The following is an 18,035-nucleotide window of genomic DNA, read 5'->3' as shown; positions in this document are numbered from 1 at the left end:
TCCGGCTCACAGGTCGATGTCGATGGTGGAGACGGCCGGGACGGCGGCGGCCCGCGCGCCGGTCAGCGCGCCGACCGGTCGGCCCGGTTCGGCCAGCACGGTGTCGAGGAGTTCCAGGTACAGGTCGGCGAAGGCGCGCACCGTCGCCGGCAGGAACAGCCCGGCGTGGTACGCCCAGTGCACGCGCAGCGAGTCCGCCCGCTCGTAGACCTGCATGTCCAGGTCGAACATGGCCTGCCCGGTGGGGGCGATGGCCAGTTCCACCGGCCGGCCGAGGAAGTCGACCCGGGCCACCTCGGCGTGCTGCATCGCGAAGAGGGTGTCGAACAGCGGGTGCCGGTGCGGGTCACGGACCGGCAGCACCGCCTCGACCAGGTTGTCGAACGGGAACTCCTGGTGGGCGAAGGCGTCCACCACGTCCCGGGCCACCTCGTCGAGCAGCGCCCGGAACGGCGTGTCGGGGCGGACCCGGTGGCGCAGGCAGACGGTGTTGACGAACATCCCCATCGCGGCGTCCAGGCCCGGCGCGCCCCGCCCGGCGACCGGGGTGCCGACGGTGACGTCCACGCCGCCGGAGCCCGGATCGCCGGTGGTCGCGCCGCCGGTAGCCGCCGCGAGGAAGGTCGCGTAGACGGCGAGCAGCAGTTGGAACAGGGTCACCCCCTCGCGCCGGGCCAGGGCGCGCAGCGCGGCGGTACGGGCGGCGTCCACGGTGAACTCGACGACCCCGCTGCCGGCGATCACGGCCGGCCCGTCGCCCGCCGGCCGGTCGGCGTCGGTGGGCAGCCGGGGCGGGGCGGGCGGGTCGGCGAACCGGGCCAGCCACCAGTCGCGCCCCGGCGGCTCCCGCCCGTCGACCCAGGCCGCGTAGTCGGCGTACTGGGCGGGGACGGGCGGCAGGTCCCGGCCGGCGTAGCGGGCGTCGACCTCGCCCAGCAGCAGGGCCAGGGAGAGCCCGTCGGTGACGATGTGGTGCAGTTCCAGGGCCAGCTCCGGCCCGGCCGGGGTATGTCGCAGCTCGGCGCGCAGCAGCGGCGGGGCGGCCAGGTCGAACGGGCTGACCGGCACCGGGGCGTCGGCCGGGGCGGCCACCTCGGGCAGCTCGAACGTCACCCCCGCCAGCACCCGCTGCACCGGCCGGCCCGCCTCGGTGCCGAACGCGGTGCGCAGGACGTCGTGCCGGGCGATGACGTGCCGGAACGCCCCGGCCAGCCGGCCGGCGTCCACGTCGGCCGGCAGCGGCAGCACCAGCGGCAGGTGGTAGGCCACCGACGCCGGGTCGCGGGACTGGGCCAGGTACACCCGCCGCTGCTGCGGCGACAGCGGGTGCGCCACGCCGGCGGCGGCCCGGGGCAGCGGCGCGGCGGCCCGGGACCGGCGGATCTCGTCGGCGAGGGCGGCCACGGTCGGGTGACGCAGGACGGCGGCCAGCGACACCGCCACCCCGAACACCCGCTGGGCCTCCACGGCCAGCCCGGCGGCGGCCAGCGAGTCCCCGCCCGCGGCGTAGAAGTCGTCGAGGACGCCGAGCTTCGGCACCCCGAGCACCCGCTCCCAGACGCGCACCAGCACCCGCTCGGTGTCGTCCCGGGGCGGCAGGTACGCCCCGTACCGGTCGTCGGGGGCGACCAGGTCGGCCGGGTCGAGCGAGTCGACCTGGACGACGTGCCGGGGCAGTTCCTCGTCGGTCAGCTCTGCGGCGAGCTGACCGCGCAGCACCAGCGGGTCGAGGTAGTCCTCGGCGACGGCGTACACGCAGCCGTCCTTGACGGCCACCCGGTCGACCTGCGGCCAGAGCCGGGCGAGGGTGTCCACGTGGGGGGTCATCGGGCGGCTCCGATCGCCTCGGCCAGTCCGCGCACGGTCTGGTGCAGGTAGAGGTGGCGTGGGGTGAGGTCGGCCAGGCCCTGGTCGCGCAGCTCGTTGAGCAGCCGCAGGGCCAGCAGCGAGTTGCCGCCGAGGTCGAAGAAGTTGTCCTCCGGCCCCACCTCGGTGCCGAGTACCCGCTGCCAGATCACCCGGATCCGCTCGTCCAGCCCCGCGTCGTCGGCCGGGGTGGGGGCCGGGTCTGCGGCGGGGGTCGCGGGGGCGGGCAGCCGGGCCGCGTCGAGCTTGCCGTTGGCGGTCAGCGGCAGCGCGGGCAGCGCGGTGATCGTCGCCGGGACCATGTAGTCGGGCAGCAGCCGGGCCGCCCGGCGGCGCAGCTCGGCCACCGAGCCCGCGGCGTCGGCGAGCACCACGTACGCGTGCAGCCGGGTGTCGGCGGCCTCCGCGCCGGTCTCGACCACCACCGCCACGGCCAACGCCGCCGGGTCGTCCAGCAGCACCTGGCGGATCTCGTCCAGCTCGATGCGGTAGCCGCGCACCTTCACCTGGTTGTCGAGGCGACCCAGGTGCTCCAGCCGGCCGTCGGGCAGCAGCCGGCCCCGGTCGCCGCTGCGGTACATCCGCCCGCCGGAGAACGGGTCGGGCCGGAACCGCTCGGCGGTCAGCTCCGGGCGGTGCAGGTAGCCGTCGGCCACCCCGGCCCCGCCGACGTGGATCTCTCCCGCCGCGCCCGGGGGCAGCAGCCGGCCGGCCGGGTCGAGCACGTACACCCGCCAGCCGGGCAGGGCCCGGCCCACCGACCGGCTGCCGGCCAGTGCGAGCCCCCGGTCGAGGGTCTGCGCGGTGACGTGCACCGTGGTCTCGGTGATGCCGAACATGTTCACCACCCGGCAGTCGGTCTCCGGGTGGCGGTCGGTTCGCCAGCCAGTGAGCAGTCCGGGCGCCAGCATCGGTTCGCCGACGACGACCAGCCGACGTCGAGCGCGCGGGCCGTCGCCACGTCGGTCGACGTCGTGGCGGTGCGCGGCGAACTCGCCCCGTGGTGCGCACCACCAGGTCAGCGACGACCAGGTGCGTAGTAGGGTACGCCAGCAGGTGGAGGGTGCGGGTCACGCGCGCCGGGTCGTCCGGCCCGCCGACGGGCGGCTGCGCAGGGCGGGATCCCTCGGCGGGTGGCCCGTCGCCGAGCCGATCGGCGGGCGGCCCGTCGCCGGTCAGCCCGGCGGCGTCGACGCCCCCGGCGCCGACCAGCAGGGCGACGCCGGAGTCCTCGACGGTGTAGCGGATCCGGTCGACCGGGTAGGCCGGGTCGACCGGCACGTACGCGGCGCCGGCGCGGAGCACGCCGAGCAGCACCGCGATCAGGTCGACGCTGCGGTCCAGGCAGACCCCGACCAGGTCGCCGGGGGCGACCCCGCGCGCCGCGAGGCCCCGGGCCACCCGGCGGGCGCGGTCGTCCAGTTCGCCGTACGTCAGCCGCTCGCCGGCGCAGGAGACGGCCGGCGCGTCCGGGTGGGTCGCGGCGTGCCGGGCGATCCGGTCGTGGATGGTGTCCTTCGCGGCGGGCAGCTCGCCGGGACCCCGGCCCAGGGCGACGATCGCGGCCCGGTCGGCGTCGCCGAGCGGGTCGCAGTCGTCCAGCGGGCGGTCCGGCTCGGCGAGGACCTGCCCGAGGACCCGGACGACCTGGCGGGCGAACGCCTCGACCAGGTCGGCCGCCCACGCGGCGGTGCGGTGGTGGCAGGCGAGGGTGGTGCCGGCCAGCGCCAGGGTGAGCGGCCACACCGGCGCCAGGCAGGGCCGGTACGCGTCGGCGGTGCTGTCCGCGTCGAGCACGCCCACCTCGACGTCGAGCAGCCCGGCCGGCGCCGGGGTCCCGGGGGCCGGCCAGGGCGACCCGGGCCCCGCCGTGGCCAGCAGGTCGCGGGCACCGCCGTCCACCGGTACCGCGACGACGGTCAGCCGCTCGCCGACGACCGCGCCGACCCGGGGCCGGCGCACCCCCCGGTACCGGGCCAGCACCGCGCCGACGGCGGCGACCAGGGCGGTCAGGTCGGTGCCGGCCGGCACGGCGACGGCGTGCACGGCGGTCCGGTCCACCCCGGGGTCGCCGCGCAGCCACCCGGCGTCGCCCGCGTCGTCGCCGGCCGACAGCTCAACGGCCGACGAGTCAGCGGCGCTGGTGAGGTCGGCGATGGCGGGATCGGTGCGGGCGGGGTCGACGACGGTGAGGGCGGTGAGCTGGGTGAGTTCGGTGAGCAGGGCGCCGAGGCGGTGCCGGCCGACGGCGGGCCGGCGGGCGACCAGCACCAGGTCGGCGCCGTCGTCGTGACGCAGCAGCACCGCCCGCAGGTCGGGGCCGCCGGCCGGCAGGGGCCGGGCCAGCTCGGCGTCCCGGCGGGTCGCCGCGAGCCCCGCCGGGACCCGCTCGACCCACAGCCGCCCCGCGGCCAGCCGGTGCCGGCGGGTGACGGCGGCGAACCGGTCGGCCAGCCGGTCCGGGTCGGCGTCGGCGGCCAGCCGGACGGCCGCCGCGTGGCACAGCCGCGCCGGGTCCGGGTGCCGGGCGCCGCGCTGGGCGTTCATCGGGCGGTGAACCCCCCGTCGACGGTGATGACGGCGCCGGTGACCTGCGCCGACTCGTCGGAGGCGAGCCAGAGGGCGGCCTGCGCCACCGACCCGGGCTCGATCAGCGCGTTCATCGGCTGGGCCTGCACGAAGGTCTCCTCGTGCTCGGCGACCGGGACCTCCAGCGACCGGGCGATCTCGGCGAGCATCCGGCCCTCCACGTGCGGGTCGTCGCGGACCGAGCCGGGGCACAGCGCGTTGACCCGCACCTTCAGCGGGGCGTAGTCGAGCGCGGCGGCCCGGGTCAGCCCGACCAGGCCGTGCTTGGCGGCGACGTAGCCGGCGAAGTGCCGGTAGCCGACCAGGCCGGCGGTGGAGGCGACGTTGACGATGCTGCCGGCGCGCTGCCGGCACATCACCTCGCCGACCGCGCTGATCATCCGCCACGGCCCGGACAGGTCGACGTCCAGCATGAGCTGCCACTCGGCCTCGGTGATCTCGTGGGTCGGCTTGCCCGACGGCGCGGCGATGCCGGCGTTGTTGACCAGCACGTCCACCCGGCCGAACCGGTCCAGGCACAGCGCGACGGCGGCCCGGACGGCGGCGGAGTCCCGCACGTCGGTCCGCACCGGGTACGCGGCCACCCCGTACCCGGCGCACAGGTCGGCGGTGTGCGCGAGCTGGCTGGCCGAGCCGAGCGGGTACGGCACCCCGGGCAGGTCGGCGGCCAGGTCGACGAGGACCACGTCGGCGCCCTGCGCGGCGAACGCGACCGCGCAGGAGCGGCCCAGTCCCCGGGCGGCGCCGGTGACGATGGCGGTCTTGCCGGCCAGCCGGTCGCCGGTGACCACCGGAGCGGGCCGGGCCAGTGCCTCGGTCATTGCGCCAGCTCCCGCCGGACCAGGTCGAGCAGGGCAGCCGGGGAGTCGGCCAGGTACATGTGGCCGCCGGGCAGCCGCCGGGTGGCGAAGCCTGCCGAGGTGACCCGCTCCCAGCCGACCAGCGCTGCGTCCGGGACGAGGGCGTCGTCCTCGCCGCGCAGCGCGGTGACCGGCACCTCGATCCGCTTGTCGGACGCCGGCCGGTACGTCTCGTGCAACTCCACGTCGGCGCGCAGCCCGGGCAGCAGCAGCTCCCGCATGTCCGGGTCCTCCAGGGCCGGGTGGGTGTAGCCGGCGAACTCCTCCACCCGGGCGACGAACTCGTCGTCGGGCAGGTCGGCGGCGGTGCGGTCCCGGCCCGACCAGGGGTCGGGCGAGCCGCTGACGAACAGGTGCGCCACGGTCACCCCGGCCGCCCCGGTCAGCCGGCGGGTCATCTCGTACGCCAGCACCGCGCCCATGCTGTGCCCGAACAGGGCCACCCGGTCCGCCCCGGCGGCCAGTTCCAGCACCTCGTCGAGCAGCCCGTCGACGGCCTGCTCCATCCGGCGGTAGGGCTCCTCGACGAACCGCTTCTCCCGCCCGGGCAGCGACACCGGGGCGACTTCCAGCTCGGGCGGGGCGAGGCGACGCCACGGTTGGTACACCGACGCGCCCGCGCCGGCGTACGGGAAGCAGAGCAGTGTCGTGCGGGTCAAGACGGCTCCTTGCCGACGAGGGCGGACCGGACGGCGCGCAGCAGTCCGGCGTCTGCCCGGGCGAGCAGGTCGTGCCCGCCGGGCACGGTCAACGTGGTGCAGCCGGCGATGGTCAGGTCGGCCCAGGCCGCCGCCTGCGTCGCCGGCACGTGCGGGTCGGCGTCGCCGACGATCGCGGTGACCGGGACGCCCACCGGGTCCGGGTCGCGCAGCCGGTAGCTGCGGCCCAGCTCGAAGTCGGCGCGAGCCGCCGGCAGCGCCGCCGCGGCCAGCTCCGGGTGCCCGGCGACCGCCGGTGGCATGGTGCCCAGCGCCACCAGCTCGGCGAGGAACGCGGCGTCGTCCACGGCGGACCAGTCCGGCTCGACGCCGGCGAGGTGCGGGGGCACCGCCGAGGAGACCACCAGCAGGTCGGCGGGGCGGTGGCCGCGCCGGACCAGCCGCCGGACCAGCTCGAACGCCACGTACGCGCCGAGGCAGTCGCCGTAGACCGCGTACGGGCGGTCCAGGTGGGGGGCGAGGGCCGCCTCCAGGGCCTGCACCAGCGGGGTCATCCGGCGGGGCGCGGGCTCGTCGGCCCGTTCCCGCCGGCCCGGGTACTGCACGGCGTTGACCTCGACGGACCGGGGCAGCCCGGCCCGCCAGGTCTCGAACGCCCCCGCGTTGCCGCCCGCGTACGGCAGGCAGAACAGCCGCAGCGCGGGGCGGGGCACCGGCGCGCGGACCACCAGCCAGGGGGTGTGCTCAGCCATGCCGGGCCACCCGGTCGACGAGCGCCCCGAAGTCGTCCAGGGCGACGAACTCGGCCAGGGTCAGGTCGCTGCCGTAGCGCTGCCGCAGCCCGGCAACCAGCCGCAGGGCGCGCAGCGAGTCCCCGCCGGCCGCGACGAACCCGGTGTCGTCGGAGCGCGGCGCCACCCCGACGACCTCCCGCCACAGCCCGGCGACCCGGGCGGACCAGCGGGACCGGGCGTCGGTGGGCACCGCCCCGGCCGACCCGACCGGCGGCAGCGGCGCGGTCGGGTCCGCGGCCAGCAGCCGGGTGAACGTCCCGGCGAGCCGGTCGGCCCAGTCGTCGTCGAAGCGCCGGCCGTCGTACTGGAGGGTGAGGGCGAGCCGGCCGGTGTCCGGGGCCACCTCGACGTCGACGGCGAGGCTGAACGCGACGTCGACGGTGATCCCCCGGCTGGCCACGATCCGGGGGCCGGCGGCGTCGGCGGCGGCGTGGAAGTGGGTGTAGTTGAAGAAGCTGTCGAAGCGGGGGCCGGTGCCGCCGGCCCGGACGATCTCGGCGAGCGGGAACCGGTGGTGCCCCATCAGGGACCGCTCGACGTGCCACGCGTCGCCGGCCAGCTCGGCCAGCGGCCGGTCGCGCAGGGTCGCGGTGACCGGCAGGGTGTTGAGGAACAGCCCGAGGGTGGCGTCGCTGCCCTCGCCCTCGGGCCGGCCGCCGACCACCAGGCCGGAGACCACCTCGTCCCGGCCGGTCATCTCGCCGAGCGCCCGCAGGTGCACCGCCAGCAGGTACGCCTTCACCGGCACCCCGGCCGCGCGGGCGGCCCCGGTGACCTGGTCGGTGACGGCCGCCTCCAGCGGCACCCGCCGGGTGACGGTGATCCGGGGGGCCGGGCCACCGAGCAGCAGCGGCGGTGCCGCCCCGGCGCCGTCCAGCCAGTACCGGCGGGCGGCCGGGTCGGCGAGGGCGGCCCGCTCGGCGGCCACGTAGGCGCGGAACGGCAACGCCGCCGGGGCCGGCGCGGACCGGCCAGCGCGGCGACGCTCGTGGTCGGCCAGCAGGGCGCGGACGAACGCCTCCAGGCTCCAGCCGTCGAGGACGGCGTGGTGCTCGGCGACGACCAGGGTGAACCCGTCGGCGCCCTCGTCGAGGGCGTACAGCCGGACCAACGGCGGGCGGGCCACGTCGAACGGCCGGGTCCGCTCGGTCTCGACCAGGGCGTCGACCCGGGCCCGCCGGGTCTCCTCGTCGGCCCCGGCCAGGTCGTGCACCGGCACCTCGACCGGCACGTCGGCGTGCACCAGTTGCAGCGGCTCGGCGTACCCGCCGGGGGCGAAGCCGGTGCGCAGCACCGGGTGCGCGGCCACCAGGGCGGCGAACGCGGCCCGCAGCGCGTCGGCGTCGAGCGGCGCGTCGACCCGGTGCGCGGTGACGTTGTGGTACGTCGCGGGGTCGCCGGTCAGCTCGCAGTGGTAGAGCATGCCCTGTTGCAGCGCCGTCATCGGGTACGCGTCGACCACCCCGGCCGGCAGCCGGTCCCGGTCGGCGGCGGCCAGCAGCGCGAACGCGCCGGTGTCGGGCTGCTCCCCGGCGGGCTGGCCGGCGGCGTCGGCCGCCCCGGCGTCCGGGTCGGCGAGGCTGATCTCGCCGTGCGTGACCAGCTCCCGGATCGACTGGTGGACGAAGATGTCCCGCAGCCGGAACGACAGGCCCCGCCGGTTGGCCGCGACCTGCATCTGGATGCTGCGGATCGAGTCGCCACCGAGGGCGAAGAAGCTCTCGGTCACCCCGACCGACGGCACGCCGAGCACCTCCCGCCACGCCTCGACGAGGATCTCCTCGGCCCGGTTGGCGGGGGCCACCTGCGGGCCGGTGGGCCGGCGGCCCGGCTCGGGGGCCGGTAGGGCGGCCCGGTCGAGCTTGCCGTTGCCGGTCAGCGGCAGCGCGTCGAGGACCACCACGGCGGCCGGGACCAGGTGCGCCGGCAGCCGGTCGGCCAGCCACCCGGCGAGCCGGTCCGCCAGCGGCTCGCCGCCGGCCGGTTCGGGGGCGGTGACCACCGGGCGGGGGTCGTCGGCGTACTCGGGACGCACGGCGTGCAGGGTGTACCGGTCGGTGCCGACGAGCAGGTCGTCCTGGCGGGTGACCACGTCGAAGCCGCGCTCCTCGAAGAAGGAGATCAGCTCGTCGAGGCGGCCCTCGGTGACGGTGCCGACGCCGTCGTGCACCTCCATCGCGACCTGGGCGACCAGCGGCCAGTGCCGCTCGTGCAGGCCGGCGAGCACGTCCGCCTCGGCCCGCTGCACGTCGATCTTCAGCAGGTCGATGCGCTCGGGGGCCACCTCGTCGATCACGTCGGACAGCGGCCGGACGTCCACCGTCAGCGTGTCCCCGGCGAACCGCTCCTGGAGCAGCTCGTCGACCCGGTCGAGCAGGGCGTCCCGGTCGGCCTCGCCCCGGTCCCGCTCGTTGGTCAGGAACCGCTTGATGACGGCCCGCTCGGCGTCCGGGTCGGCGTACTCGGCGTGGCCGGACATCATGGCGTAGCCCGGGTAGTAGGTGAAGCTCACCTGCCCGGGGCCGGCGGCGAGCCCGTACGGGTGCACGCTGGCCGGGACGCCGAAGGCGGCCACGTTGCGGCGCAGCACGTCGGCCACCGACGGCACCGGCTCGAACGCGTGGATGGTGGCGTCCGGGCAGACGGCGTGCACGAACAGGGAGAACATGCCGATGTTCGCGCCGACGTCGAAGACCGTGGCGCCGTGGCGCAGCACCACCCCGTCGCGCAGGTACACCTGCTGGACGAAGATCTCGTCGTACAGGTAGCGGGTCTCGTGCGGGTTGATCCCGACGACCCGGTCCACGTCGACCGTCGCGCCCGCGTCGGCCGGGGTGACGTAGCCGACCAGCCGGGTGCCGTGCCCGTCGTCGTCGCGGGCCACCACGGCGGCGTCGGCGACCCCGGGGTGCTGGCGCAGTGCGGCGGCGACCTCCCCCGGTTCGATCCGGAAACCGTTGACCTTGACCTGGTCGTCGAGCCGGCCCAGGTACGCCAGCCGCCCGTCGGCGTCGAAGCGCACCCGGTCGCCGGTGCGGTAGACCCGCTCGGCGCGACCCGACGGCAGGGGCACCGTGCCGAACCGGCGGGTGGTGGCCTCCGGGTCGCCGAGGTAGCCGTCGGCGAGCTGGGGGCCGGTGAGGCACAGCTCGCCGGCCACCCCGGGCGGCACCGGGCGGAGCTGCCCGTCGAGCACCCACGCCCCCACCCCGGGCAGCGGCCGGCCGATGGTCGGCGCGACCCCGGCGGTGATCTCGGCGGTGGTGGCGTCCACGGTGCACTCGGTCGGGCCGTACAGGTTGACCGCGCGCACCCCGGGCAGCCCGGCGAGGGCGTCCCACAGGTCGGGTGCGATCGCCTCGCCGCCGAGCAGCAGCAGCCCCGGCAGCCGGGTCCGGCCGGTGGCCACCCCGTCGGCGGCGAGCAGGATGCGAAGCTGCGACGGGGTCAGGTCGAGCACGTCGACCCGGTTCTCCGCGAGCACGGCGGCCAGCTCGGCGCCGTCGCGGCGGGCCTCCTCCGGCACCAGGTACAGGGTTCGGCCGTGGCCGAGCTGGACGAGCTGCTTGATCGAGGCGTCGAAGGTCAGCGGGGCGTTCACCGCGACCCGCGCCCCGGCCGGGGTGCCGGCGTGCACGGTGCGTTCCAGGGCGTGCGCCAGGTGGGCGGCGGCGCCGTGCGAGACCTGCACCGGGCGCGGGGCCCCGGTGGAGCCGGAGGTGAAGATGACGTACGCGGGGTCGGCCGGCCGGGGGGCGGGCACGGCGGCGGTGGCGGCGGTGGCCGCCAGCTCGGCGACGCCCACGGCCGGCACGTCCCCGACGGCCCGGTCGCCGAGCACGAGGCCGGCGTCGACCGCGCGGACCAGGCCGGCGAGCCGCCGCGCCGGGGCGGCCGGGTCCAGCGGCACGTACACCGCGCCGGCCCGCAGCACGCCGAGGAACGCGACCACGGTGTCCCGGGACCGGGTGGCCAGCACGCCGACCCGCCGGCCGCCGTGCAGGCCGCGCTCGACCAGGCCGGCGGCGACCCCGGCGGACAGTTCGCGCAGCTCCCCGAAGGTGTACGCCCCGTCGGCGGCGACCACCGCCTCGGCGTCCGGGTCGGCGGCGGCGAGCCCGTCGTCGAGCAGCTCGGCGAGGGTGCGGGTGGGCGCGTCGGACGCGCTGCCGGCGGCCTCGACCAGCCAGCCCGCCTCGGCCGCGCCGAGCAGGGCCAGCGGGGCGCCGTCGGTCAGCGCCCCGGGCAGCGTGCCGAGGACGGCGAGCAGCCCGTCGCGCAGCGCCCGGCCGCCGGTCACCCGCAGGGTCACCGCGTCCGGGCCGCACACGGCGGTCAGGTGCGGGCCGGCGGGCGGCGGTGGGACGGCGACGTCCACGGCGGTGGCGCCGAGGCCGGCCAGGGTCGACGGGTCGACGGCCGGCACGGCGGCGAAGCAGGCCACCGCGTCGGAGTCGACGCCGATCGGCTCCAGCAGGTGGAACGTCTCCTCGGCCGGGCGCTCCGCGCCGCGTACCTCGTCGAGGAGCTGCTTGGGCGCGGCCGGCAGGGGCAGGCCGAGCCGGACCGGCGCGTAGCCGCCCAGCGGCCCGACCACGGCGGCGGTCCCGTCGGCGTGCCGGCCGTCGGTCCACCGGGCGAGCACCAGCTCGGCGTCGTCGGCCCCGGCGGGCGGCTCGGCCCGGCGGGACAGGGTCAGCGCCCACGCGGCGAGCAGCAGGCTGGGCACCCCCACCCCGGCGGCCTCGGCGGCGGCGGCCAGCGGGGCGAGCGGCACATCCGTCTCCGTCGGCCCGTCGTCGGCGTCGCCGTGCGGGGCGACCAGCCGGGCGGCCGGCGCGGCGGGCGGCGCCGAGGGCTGCGCCTCCTGGCGTTCGCCGAGCTGCCACTCGGAGACGTCGAGGAACTGCAACCCGTCCGGGTCGTCGGCGCGGGGCTGCCCGGCGTACGCGGCGGCCAGGTCGGCCAGCACCAGCCGCAGGCTCGCCGGGTCGGCGAGCAGCGGGGTGGCTGCCAGCTCAAGGGTGTCGTCGGTGAGGGTCACCGACAGCTCGCCGGCCGCGCCGACGGTGACCGACCGGGCGTCGTCGACGTCCTGCAACGGCACCCGCAGGCCGGGGTGGTGCACCAGGGTCAGCCGCAGCGCCTCGTGCCGGGCGACCACCGCGTCCACGGCGGCCTGTAGGCGCGCGGCGTCCAGCGGCCGGTCCAGGCGGACCCGGGCCCGGACCAGCTCCCGCGCGCCGGTGTAGGCGAGCCGCTGGACCGGGGAGAGTCGGTAACCGTTCACACCACGCTCCGGTTGACGTAGAGGTCGGACATGGCGACCAGGATCTGCCGGTCGCCGGAGAAGGGCTCCCGGCCGTGGGTGGCGAGGAAGTTGTCCACCACCAGGACGTCGCCGCGCTGCCACGGGACGGAGACGGCGTGCTCGCGGTACAGGTCGCGGATGCCGGCGACCACCTCGTCGTCGATCGGGCTGCCGTCGCCGTGGTACGCGTTGCGGGGCAGCCCCTCCGGGCCGTACTCGCGCAGCAGGGCGGCGGCGACCTCGGCCGGCAGGTTCGAGGAGTGGAACAGGTGGGCGTGGTTGAACCACACCGTCTCGCCGGTGCGCGGGTGGGTGGCGGTGGCCTGCCGGCGGGCTCGGGTGCGCAGCCCGTCGTCGCCGAGCCAGGTGAACTCGGTCGCCGACGCGGCGCAGTACGCCTCGACCTCGGCCCGGTCGGTGGTCTGGAACGCCTCCTGCCAGGGCAGGTCCAGGTGCGGGCCGTAGTTGCGCACGTAGCACAGGCCGTCGCGGCCGAACCGCTCGCGCACCTGCGCCGGGATCCGGGGGGTCACCACCCGCTCGCTGGCCAGCGGGGTGGCCCCGCCGTCACCGGTGGCCGGCTGGGCACACCAGAAGTACAGGTGGGTCGGCCAGTTGTGCGAGTACGACATCTCGTGGTGCAGCGGGATCCACTGCTCGGCGTTGAACTCGGTGGAGGTGAACACCCGGTCGGCGACCTCGTGGCGGGGGGCGGCCCGCTCCAGGTAGCCGAGCAGGTCCGGGGTGACGGCGCGGGCGGCGCGGCTGAAGTCGTCGGCGGTGCCCACCTCGAAGCCACGGAAGAAGACCGCGCCGTACGAGTCGAGGTCGCGCAGCAGCTCGTCGCGGCGACCGGCGAGCCAGCCGGCGAGGTCGAGGTCCGGAACGGTGGCCTCGACCAGCAGCACGAACGTGTCGTCGACCAGCACCCGGCGGGTGACCGGCTCGGTGGCTGCGGAGGTCGCGCCGCGGCGGCGCGGTCCCGGCCCACTCACGACCGGTCCCCCGGCGTCGCCCCGCCCGCCGGGACGGACGCTGCCCCGGGCACGGGCGCGGCCCCGGGGGCCGACGCGGCCTCGGGGGCGGCGAACGGGTCGGACATCGCGGTGAGGATCCGCCGGGGCGGGGTGAACGGCTCCCGGCCGTGCGCGGCGAGCATGTTCTCCACCAGCAGCACGTCCCCGCGCCGCCACGGGAACGACCGGGTCTCCGCCGCGTAGGCGGCGCGCAGCTCGGCGAGCACGTCGTCGCCGATCGGGGTGCCGTCGCCGTACGCGGTCTGGTACGGCAGGTCCTCCTCGGCCAGCGCCCGGCGCAGCCCGGCGCTGACCTCCTCGGGCAGCGAGGTGACGTGGAAGAACAACGCGTGGTTGAACCAGGTGCGCTCCCCGGTGACCGGGTGCTCGCGCACCGCCGGGCGGACCTGCCGGGTGCGTAGCTGCTCGTCGCCGACCCACCGCACCTCGATCGCCGACCGGGCGCAGTACGCCTCGACCTCGGCGCGGCTGTCGGTCTGGAACGCGGTCTGCCAGGACAGGCTGATCCCGGGCAGGTAGTTGCGCTGGTAGCTGACCCCGCCCCGGCGCTCGAACTCGGCGACGGTGGCCGGGCGCAGCCGGGCCAGCACCCGCCGGCTGTCCGCCAGCGGGGTGCGCCCGCCCGCGGCCGGCTCGGTCTCGCAGAAGAACACGATCCGCAGCGGCCAGTTCAGCGTGTACGACTGCTCGTTGTGCAGCACGATCGGCTGGTCGGCGGGGTGCTCGGTGGAGGTGTAGACGCCCTCGGTCACCTCGCTGCGCGGCGAGGAGCGTTCGCCGTAGCTGAGCACGTCGCCGGAGAGGGCGGCCATCGCGGCGCGGAAGTCGGCGGCGTCGGCCACGGCGAAGCCCCGCAACAGCACGGCGGCGTGCCGGCGGGCCAGCTCGTCGACGGTGGCCCGGTTGTCGGCCAGCCAGGTCGCCAGGTCCAGGTCGGGCAGGTTGGCCTGGACGAGGACCGGCAGCGGGCCGCCGGGCCAGTCGGGACGCACGTCGACCAGGGCTCGTTCCCGGTTGCGGCGCGGGATCACCGGCGCCGACCGGAGCTGCTCAGTCATCTCTCGTTCCCCCAGGGGTCGTCGACACACTCGGCGAGGCGGCGCTGCGGGTCGGTGGCCGCCCGGCGCAGCACCTCGGTGAAGCGGCGGTGCCACGCGGTGACGCGCCCGCCGTCGAACAGGTCGGTGCGGTAGGTCCAGAGCGCTTCCAGGCCGCCCCGCCGCTCGTCCAGCCAGAGGGTCAGGTCCAGCCGGGCGGCGTCCGGCGCGAGTTCCACGCCGGCGAAGTCCAGCCCCCAGGATCCGGTCCAGGTCGCCGCCGGGGCGTTCTGCACGCCGAAGGCGACCTGGACGAGGGGGTTGCGGCGCGGGTGGCGGGCCGGGCGCAGCCGTTCCACCACGGCGTCGAACGGCACGTCCTGGCGGGCGGCGGCGGCCAGGGCGGCGTCGCGGGCCTCGGCGAGCAGGTCGGCGAAGGACCGGCCCGGCGCGGGGCGCAGCCGCAACGGCATGGTGTTGACGAAGCAGCCGATGCTCTCCTCGGCCGGCACGCTGGTCCGGCCGGCGAAGGCGGTGCCGACGAGCAGGTCGGTGCGCCCGGTCCCCACGCCGAGCAGGGTGGCGAAGGCGGCCAGGCCGACCATGTAGAGGCTGGCCCGGTGCGCCCGGGCGAGCCGCCGGACGGCGTCGGCGGTGGCGGGGTCGACCGGGACGCGCAGGCTGGCGCCGTCGGACCGGTCCAGGGCCCCCGCGCCCCGCCCTGCGGTCGGCTGCCCGGCGTCGGGGGTGGCCGGGCCGGCCGCGAGGGCGAGCAGGGTGGGCGCGCCGCGCAGCCCGGCGACGACCTCGTCGAGGGCCCGGCGGCCGGCCGGACCGGCCAGCCAGTCCCGCTGGGCCAGCGCGAAGCCGGCCGGGCCGGGCGCGGGGTGGGCCGGCCACGGGGGCCGGGGCCGGGTGACCCGCACGGCCGCCTCACGCTCGCTGTCGTAGCAGCGGCCGAGGTCACGGACCAGGACGCTGAACGACCAGTCGTCGCAGACGATGTGGTGGGCGACCAGCAGCAGCGCGAAGCGCCGCCGCCCGTCGCCGACCAGGTGGGCGCGCAGCAGCGGCCCGGCGGCCAGGTCCATCGGGATGCGGGCGCTGGTCGCGGCGATCCGGGCGACCCGCTCGGCCAGCGGCATGCCCGGCTGGGGCACCTCGATGACCAGCTCCACCTGCGGGTCGTCGTGCACCCGCTGGACCGGGCCGGCGGCGGAGCCGAGGAAGACGGTACGCAGCGCGGGGTGCCGGGCGACCACCCGGCGCAGGGCCCGGGCCAGCGCCGCCCGGTCGACGGGCCCGCGCAGCTCGACCACGTAGGACACCAGGTACGAGGTGTCGGTGGGGTCGAGCTGGTGCAGGAACCACAGCCGGCGCTGCGCCGCCGACAGCGGGGCGTCCGTGTCCCCCGTCGGCCCGGCGGCCGGCCCGTCCCCGGCGGCGGCGGCCGATCCGGCGGCGGCCCGGCCGGCGGCTGTGGTGGGGCCGGTCGCCGGTCCGTCCCCCGCCGGCCGGGCCCTCGTGGACACCGGCCGCTCCCCCGCGTCGGCGGGGCGGCGGGAGGCCGGCGGCCGGGCCGCGAGATGGGCGGCGAGGGCGGCCACCGTGGGGTGGTCGAAGAGCGCGGCCGGCGGCACCGGCACGCCGGTGACGGCGGTGAGCCGGGCCGCGCACCGCACCGCCAGCAGGGAGTCGCCGCCCAGGTCGAAGAAGTCGGCGGCCGACCCGGTGACCGGCACGCCGAGCACGTCGCGCCACACGGCGGCCACCTCGCCGGTCCGGGCACCGGCGGGATCGCGGCCGGGAGAGGGCGGGGCCACGTCGGGATCGGCCCAGGCCGGCGCGGGCAGCGCCGCCCGGTCGGTCTTGCCGCTCGGCGTGGTGGGCATCCGGTCCAGCCAGACCACCGCGGTCGGCACCATGGGGGCGGGCAGCCGCTCGCGCAGCCGGGCCGGCACGTCGTCGCGGCGCCGGCCGACCAGGTAGCCGACCAGCACCGGGTCGCCGCTCGGCCCGGTGCGCACCGCGGCGGCGGCCTCGCGTACGCCGGGCAGGGCGGCGAGGGCCGCGCCGACCTCGCCCAGCTCGATCCGGTGCCCGCGCAGCTTCACCTGGTCGTCGAGGCGGCCGAGGAACTCCAGTTGCCCGTCGGGGCGCAGCCGCACCCGGTCCCCGGTGCGGTACATCCGGTCGCCCGGGCGGAACGGGTCGTCGAGGAAGCGGGCCGCGGTCTCCTCGGGGCGGCCGAGGTAGCCCCGGGCCAGGCCGGCGCCGGCCAGGTACAACTCGCCGGGGGCGCCGGACGGCACGGGCACGCCGCCGGCGTCGAGCACGTACGTCCGGGTGTGCGGCAGCGGCCGGCCGATCGGCGGCGCTGTCCCGTCGGCGGTGATCTCCGCCCAGGTCGAGTAGGTGGTGTCCTCGGACGGGCCGTACAGGTTGAGCAGCCGGCGTACCCCGGGGCGGGCCAGGACCCGGGCGGCGAGGGCGGCGGTCAGCGGCTCGCCGGCCAGGCAGACGGTGCGCACGCCGGCCGGCAGGGCGTCGGCGGCGAGCAGTTCGCTCATCGCCGACGGGACGGTGTTGACCAGGGTGACCGGCAGCCGGGCGGCGTCCGGCGCGGCGAGCGCGAGGACGGTGTCGACCAGCACGACCCGCCCGCCCCAGCAGAGCGGCCCGAAGATCTCGAAGATCGACAGGTCGAAGCAGACGCTGGTGGCGGCGAGCATGCCGCCGAGTTCCTCGTCGGCGAAGGCGGACCGGGCCCAGTGCATGAGCACCGACGCGGAGCGGTGCTCGACGGCCACGCCCTTGGGGCGGCCGGTGGAGCCGGAGGTGTAGATCACGTAGGCCAGGTCGGACGGGTCGGCCGCGGCGTCGGGGCGGCCGGCGGGCTGGTCGGCGAGGTCGATGGCGTCCAGCGGCAGCGCCGCGTCGCCGAACCGGTCGGCGAGGCCGGAGCGGGTGAGCACCACCCGGGCGCCGGAGTCCTCGGTCATGAACGCCACCCGGGCCGGCGGGTACGCCGGGTCGAGCGGGACGTACGCCGCGCCGGCCTTGAGCACGGCGAGCAGCGCGACGACCAGGTCGACGTCGCGGGTGAGGCAGACCCCGACCCGGTCCTGCCCGGCGACGCCGCGGGCGAGCAGGGCCCGGGCCAGCCGGTTGGCCGCCTCGTCCAGTTGACGGTAGGTCAGCGAGCGGTCGCCGTGGCGCACCGCCTCCGCGTCGGGGGTCCGTTCCACCTGGGACTCGACCATCCGGTGCAGGCAGTCGACGATGACCGGGGTGCCGGAGGCGCGGGGGGTGGTGGACCGACGGACCGGTCCGGTGGGCCGGACGGAGGTGGTCACTCCCGCCCGCGATTCGTCGTACGCATGCAGCCAGACACCGAACGCCCCCCAAGGATCGTGACGGTACGTGTGCTCCGGATGACCCCTCGGCAGGTCAGCGCCTCGAGCCCTTCACGCTCTGCTACCTAAAGCGATCAATCGATCGCTCTCCGCTGAGAGATTCCACGAGCATCGACGGCACTGCCAAGAGCCCTCCCGAAATACGGGACGGTGGTGGCGAAACCCGGAACGAGCGTGCTCAGCCGCGCGCTCGGGCCGCCGGTCGCCCCCGACGCGTCCACCAGCGCCGATGCCCGCCCGCACGGCCTCCCGCCCGTCGCCGGCCGGTCCGGTCCTGTCGGGAAGACGCCATCGGCCCTGGGACCGCAATCACACCGGGCGGCGACGCCCCCAGGGCCGACGACCTGCGGGGAGGCACTGCGGGAGGCATACGACATGACGGATACGCCGCCGGGCGTGACCCGCGCCGGCCGTCCTCGCGGGACGGCGGGAACCGGCGGCGCGACGGTCGGATACCTGTCCGGGT

At 77.3% G+C, this 18,035-nt stretch carries 9 protein-coding genes and 1 pseudogene; all 10 read right to left on the bottom strand.

Annotated features, from left to right (window positions below; genetic code table 11):
- Positions 1-6 precede the first annotated feature (6 nt).
- The gene (locus OOK41_RS17975; protein ID WP_266266029.1) at positions 7-1,827 is read right to left on the bottom strand and encodes a condensation domain-containing protein; all 1,821 of its coding nucleotides are present in this window, start codon (positions 1,825-1,827) and stop codon (positions 7-9) included.
- The gene (locus OOK41_RS17970; RefSeq protein WP_266267862.1) at positions 1,824-2,798 is read right to left on the bottom strand and encodes a non-ribosomal peptide synthetase; all 975 of its coding nucleotides are present in this window, start codon (positions 2,796-2,798) and stop codon (positions 1,824-1,826) included. The genes OOK41_RS17975 and OOK41_RS17970 overlap by 4 nt, the downstream gene beginning before the upstream one ends.
- 331 nt (positions 2,799-3,129) lie before the next feature.
- Positions 3,130-4,413: pseudogene (locus OOK41_RS32090) on the bottom strand (AMP-binding protein); the annotation flags it as partial.
- Complete coding sequence (locus tag OOK41_RS17965) at positions 4,410-5,276, bottom strand: SDR family oxidoreductase (protein WP_266266028.1); 867 nt, start codon at positions 5,274-5,276, stop codon at positions 4,410-4,412. The pseudogene OOK41_RS32090 and the gene OOK41_RS17965, both read right to left, overlap by 4 nt.
- Positions 5,273-5,974, bottom strand: a complete 702-nt coding sequence (locus OOK41_RS17960) for a thioesterase II family protein (RefSeq protein WP_266266027.1) — start codon at positions 5,972-5,974, stop codon at positions 5,273-5,275. The genes OOK41_RS17965 and OOK41_RS17960 overlap by 4 nt, the downstream gene beginning before the upstream one ends.
- Positions 5,971-6,726, bottom strand: a complete 756-nt coding sequence (locus OOK41_RS17955; protein ID WP_117669118.1) for a thioesterase II family protein — start codon at positions 6,724-6,726, stop codon at positions 5,971-5,973. Before OOK41_RS17955 ends, OOK41_RS17960 begins: the two co-directional genes overlap by 4 nt.
- Positions 6,719-12,058 carry a non-ribosomal peptide synthetase gene (locus tag OOK41_RS17950; protein WP_266266026.1) on the bottom strand — a complete coding sequence of 1,780 codons (5,340 nt, stop codon included), beginning with the start codon at positions 12,056-12,058 and terminating at the stop codon, positions 6,719-6,721. Before OOK41_RS17950 ends, OOK41_RS17955 begins: the two co-directional genes overlap by 8 nt.
- A complete protein-coding gene (locus OOK41_RS17945) occupies positions 12,055-13,074 on the bottom strand; it encodes a TauD/TfdA family dioxygenase (RefSeq protein ID WP_266266025.1) in 1,020 nt (339 codons plus the stop codon). Before OOK41_RS17945 ends, OOK41_RS17950 begins: the two co-directional genes overlap by 4 nt.
- The gene (locus tag OOK41_RS17940) at positions 13,071-14,174 is read right to left on the bottom strand and encodes a TauD/TfdA family dioxygenase (protein ID WP_266266024.1); all 1,104 of its coding nucleotides are present in this window, start codon (positions 14,172-14,174) and stop codon (positions 13,071-13,073) included. The genes OOK41_RS17945 and OOK41_RS17940 overlap by 4 nt, the downstream gene beginning before the upstream one ends.
- On the bottom strand, positions 14,171-17,509 hold the full coding sequence (locus tag OOK41_RS17935) for an amino acid adenylation domain-containing protein (protein ID WP_266266023.1): 3,339 nt from the start codon (positions 17,507-17,509) through the stop codon (positions 14,171-14,173). The genes OOK41_RS17940 and OOK41_RS17935 overlap by 4 nt, the downstream gene beginning before the upstream one ends.
- Positions 17,510-18,035: the final 526 nt, after the last annotated feature.

The sequence above is a fragment of the Micromonospora sp. NBC_01655 genome (assembly GCF_026339755.1).
Taxonomy (GTDB): domain Bacteria; phylum Actinomycetota; class Actinomycetes; order Mycobacteriales; family Micromonosporaceae; genus Micromonospora.
Note: the sequence above shows the minus strand (reverse complement) of the source record. Positions and strands in the feature narration are given on the sequence as shown.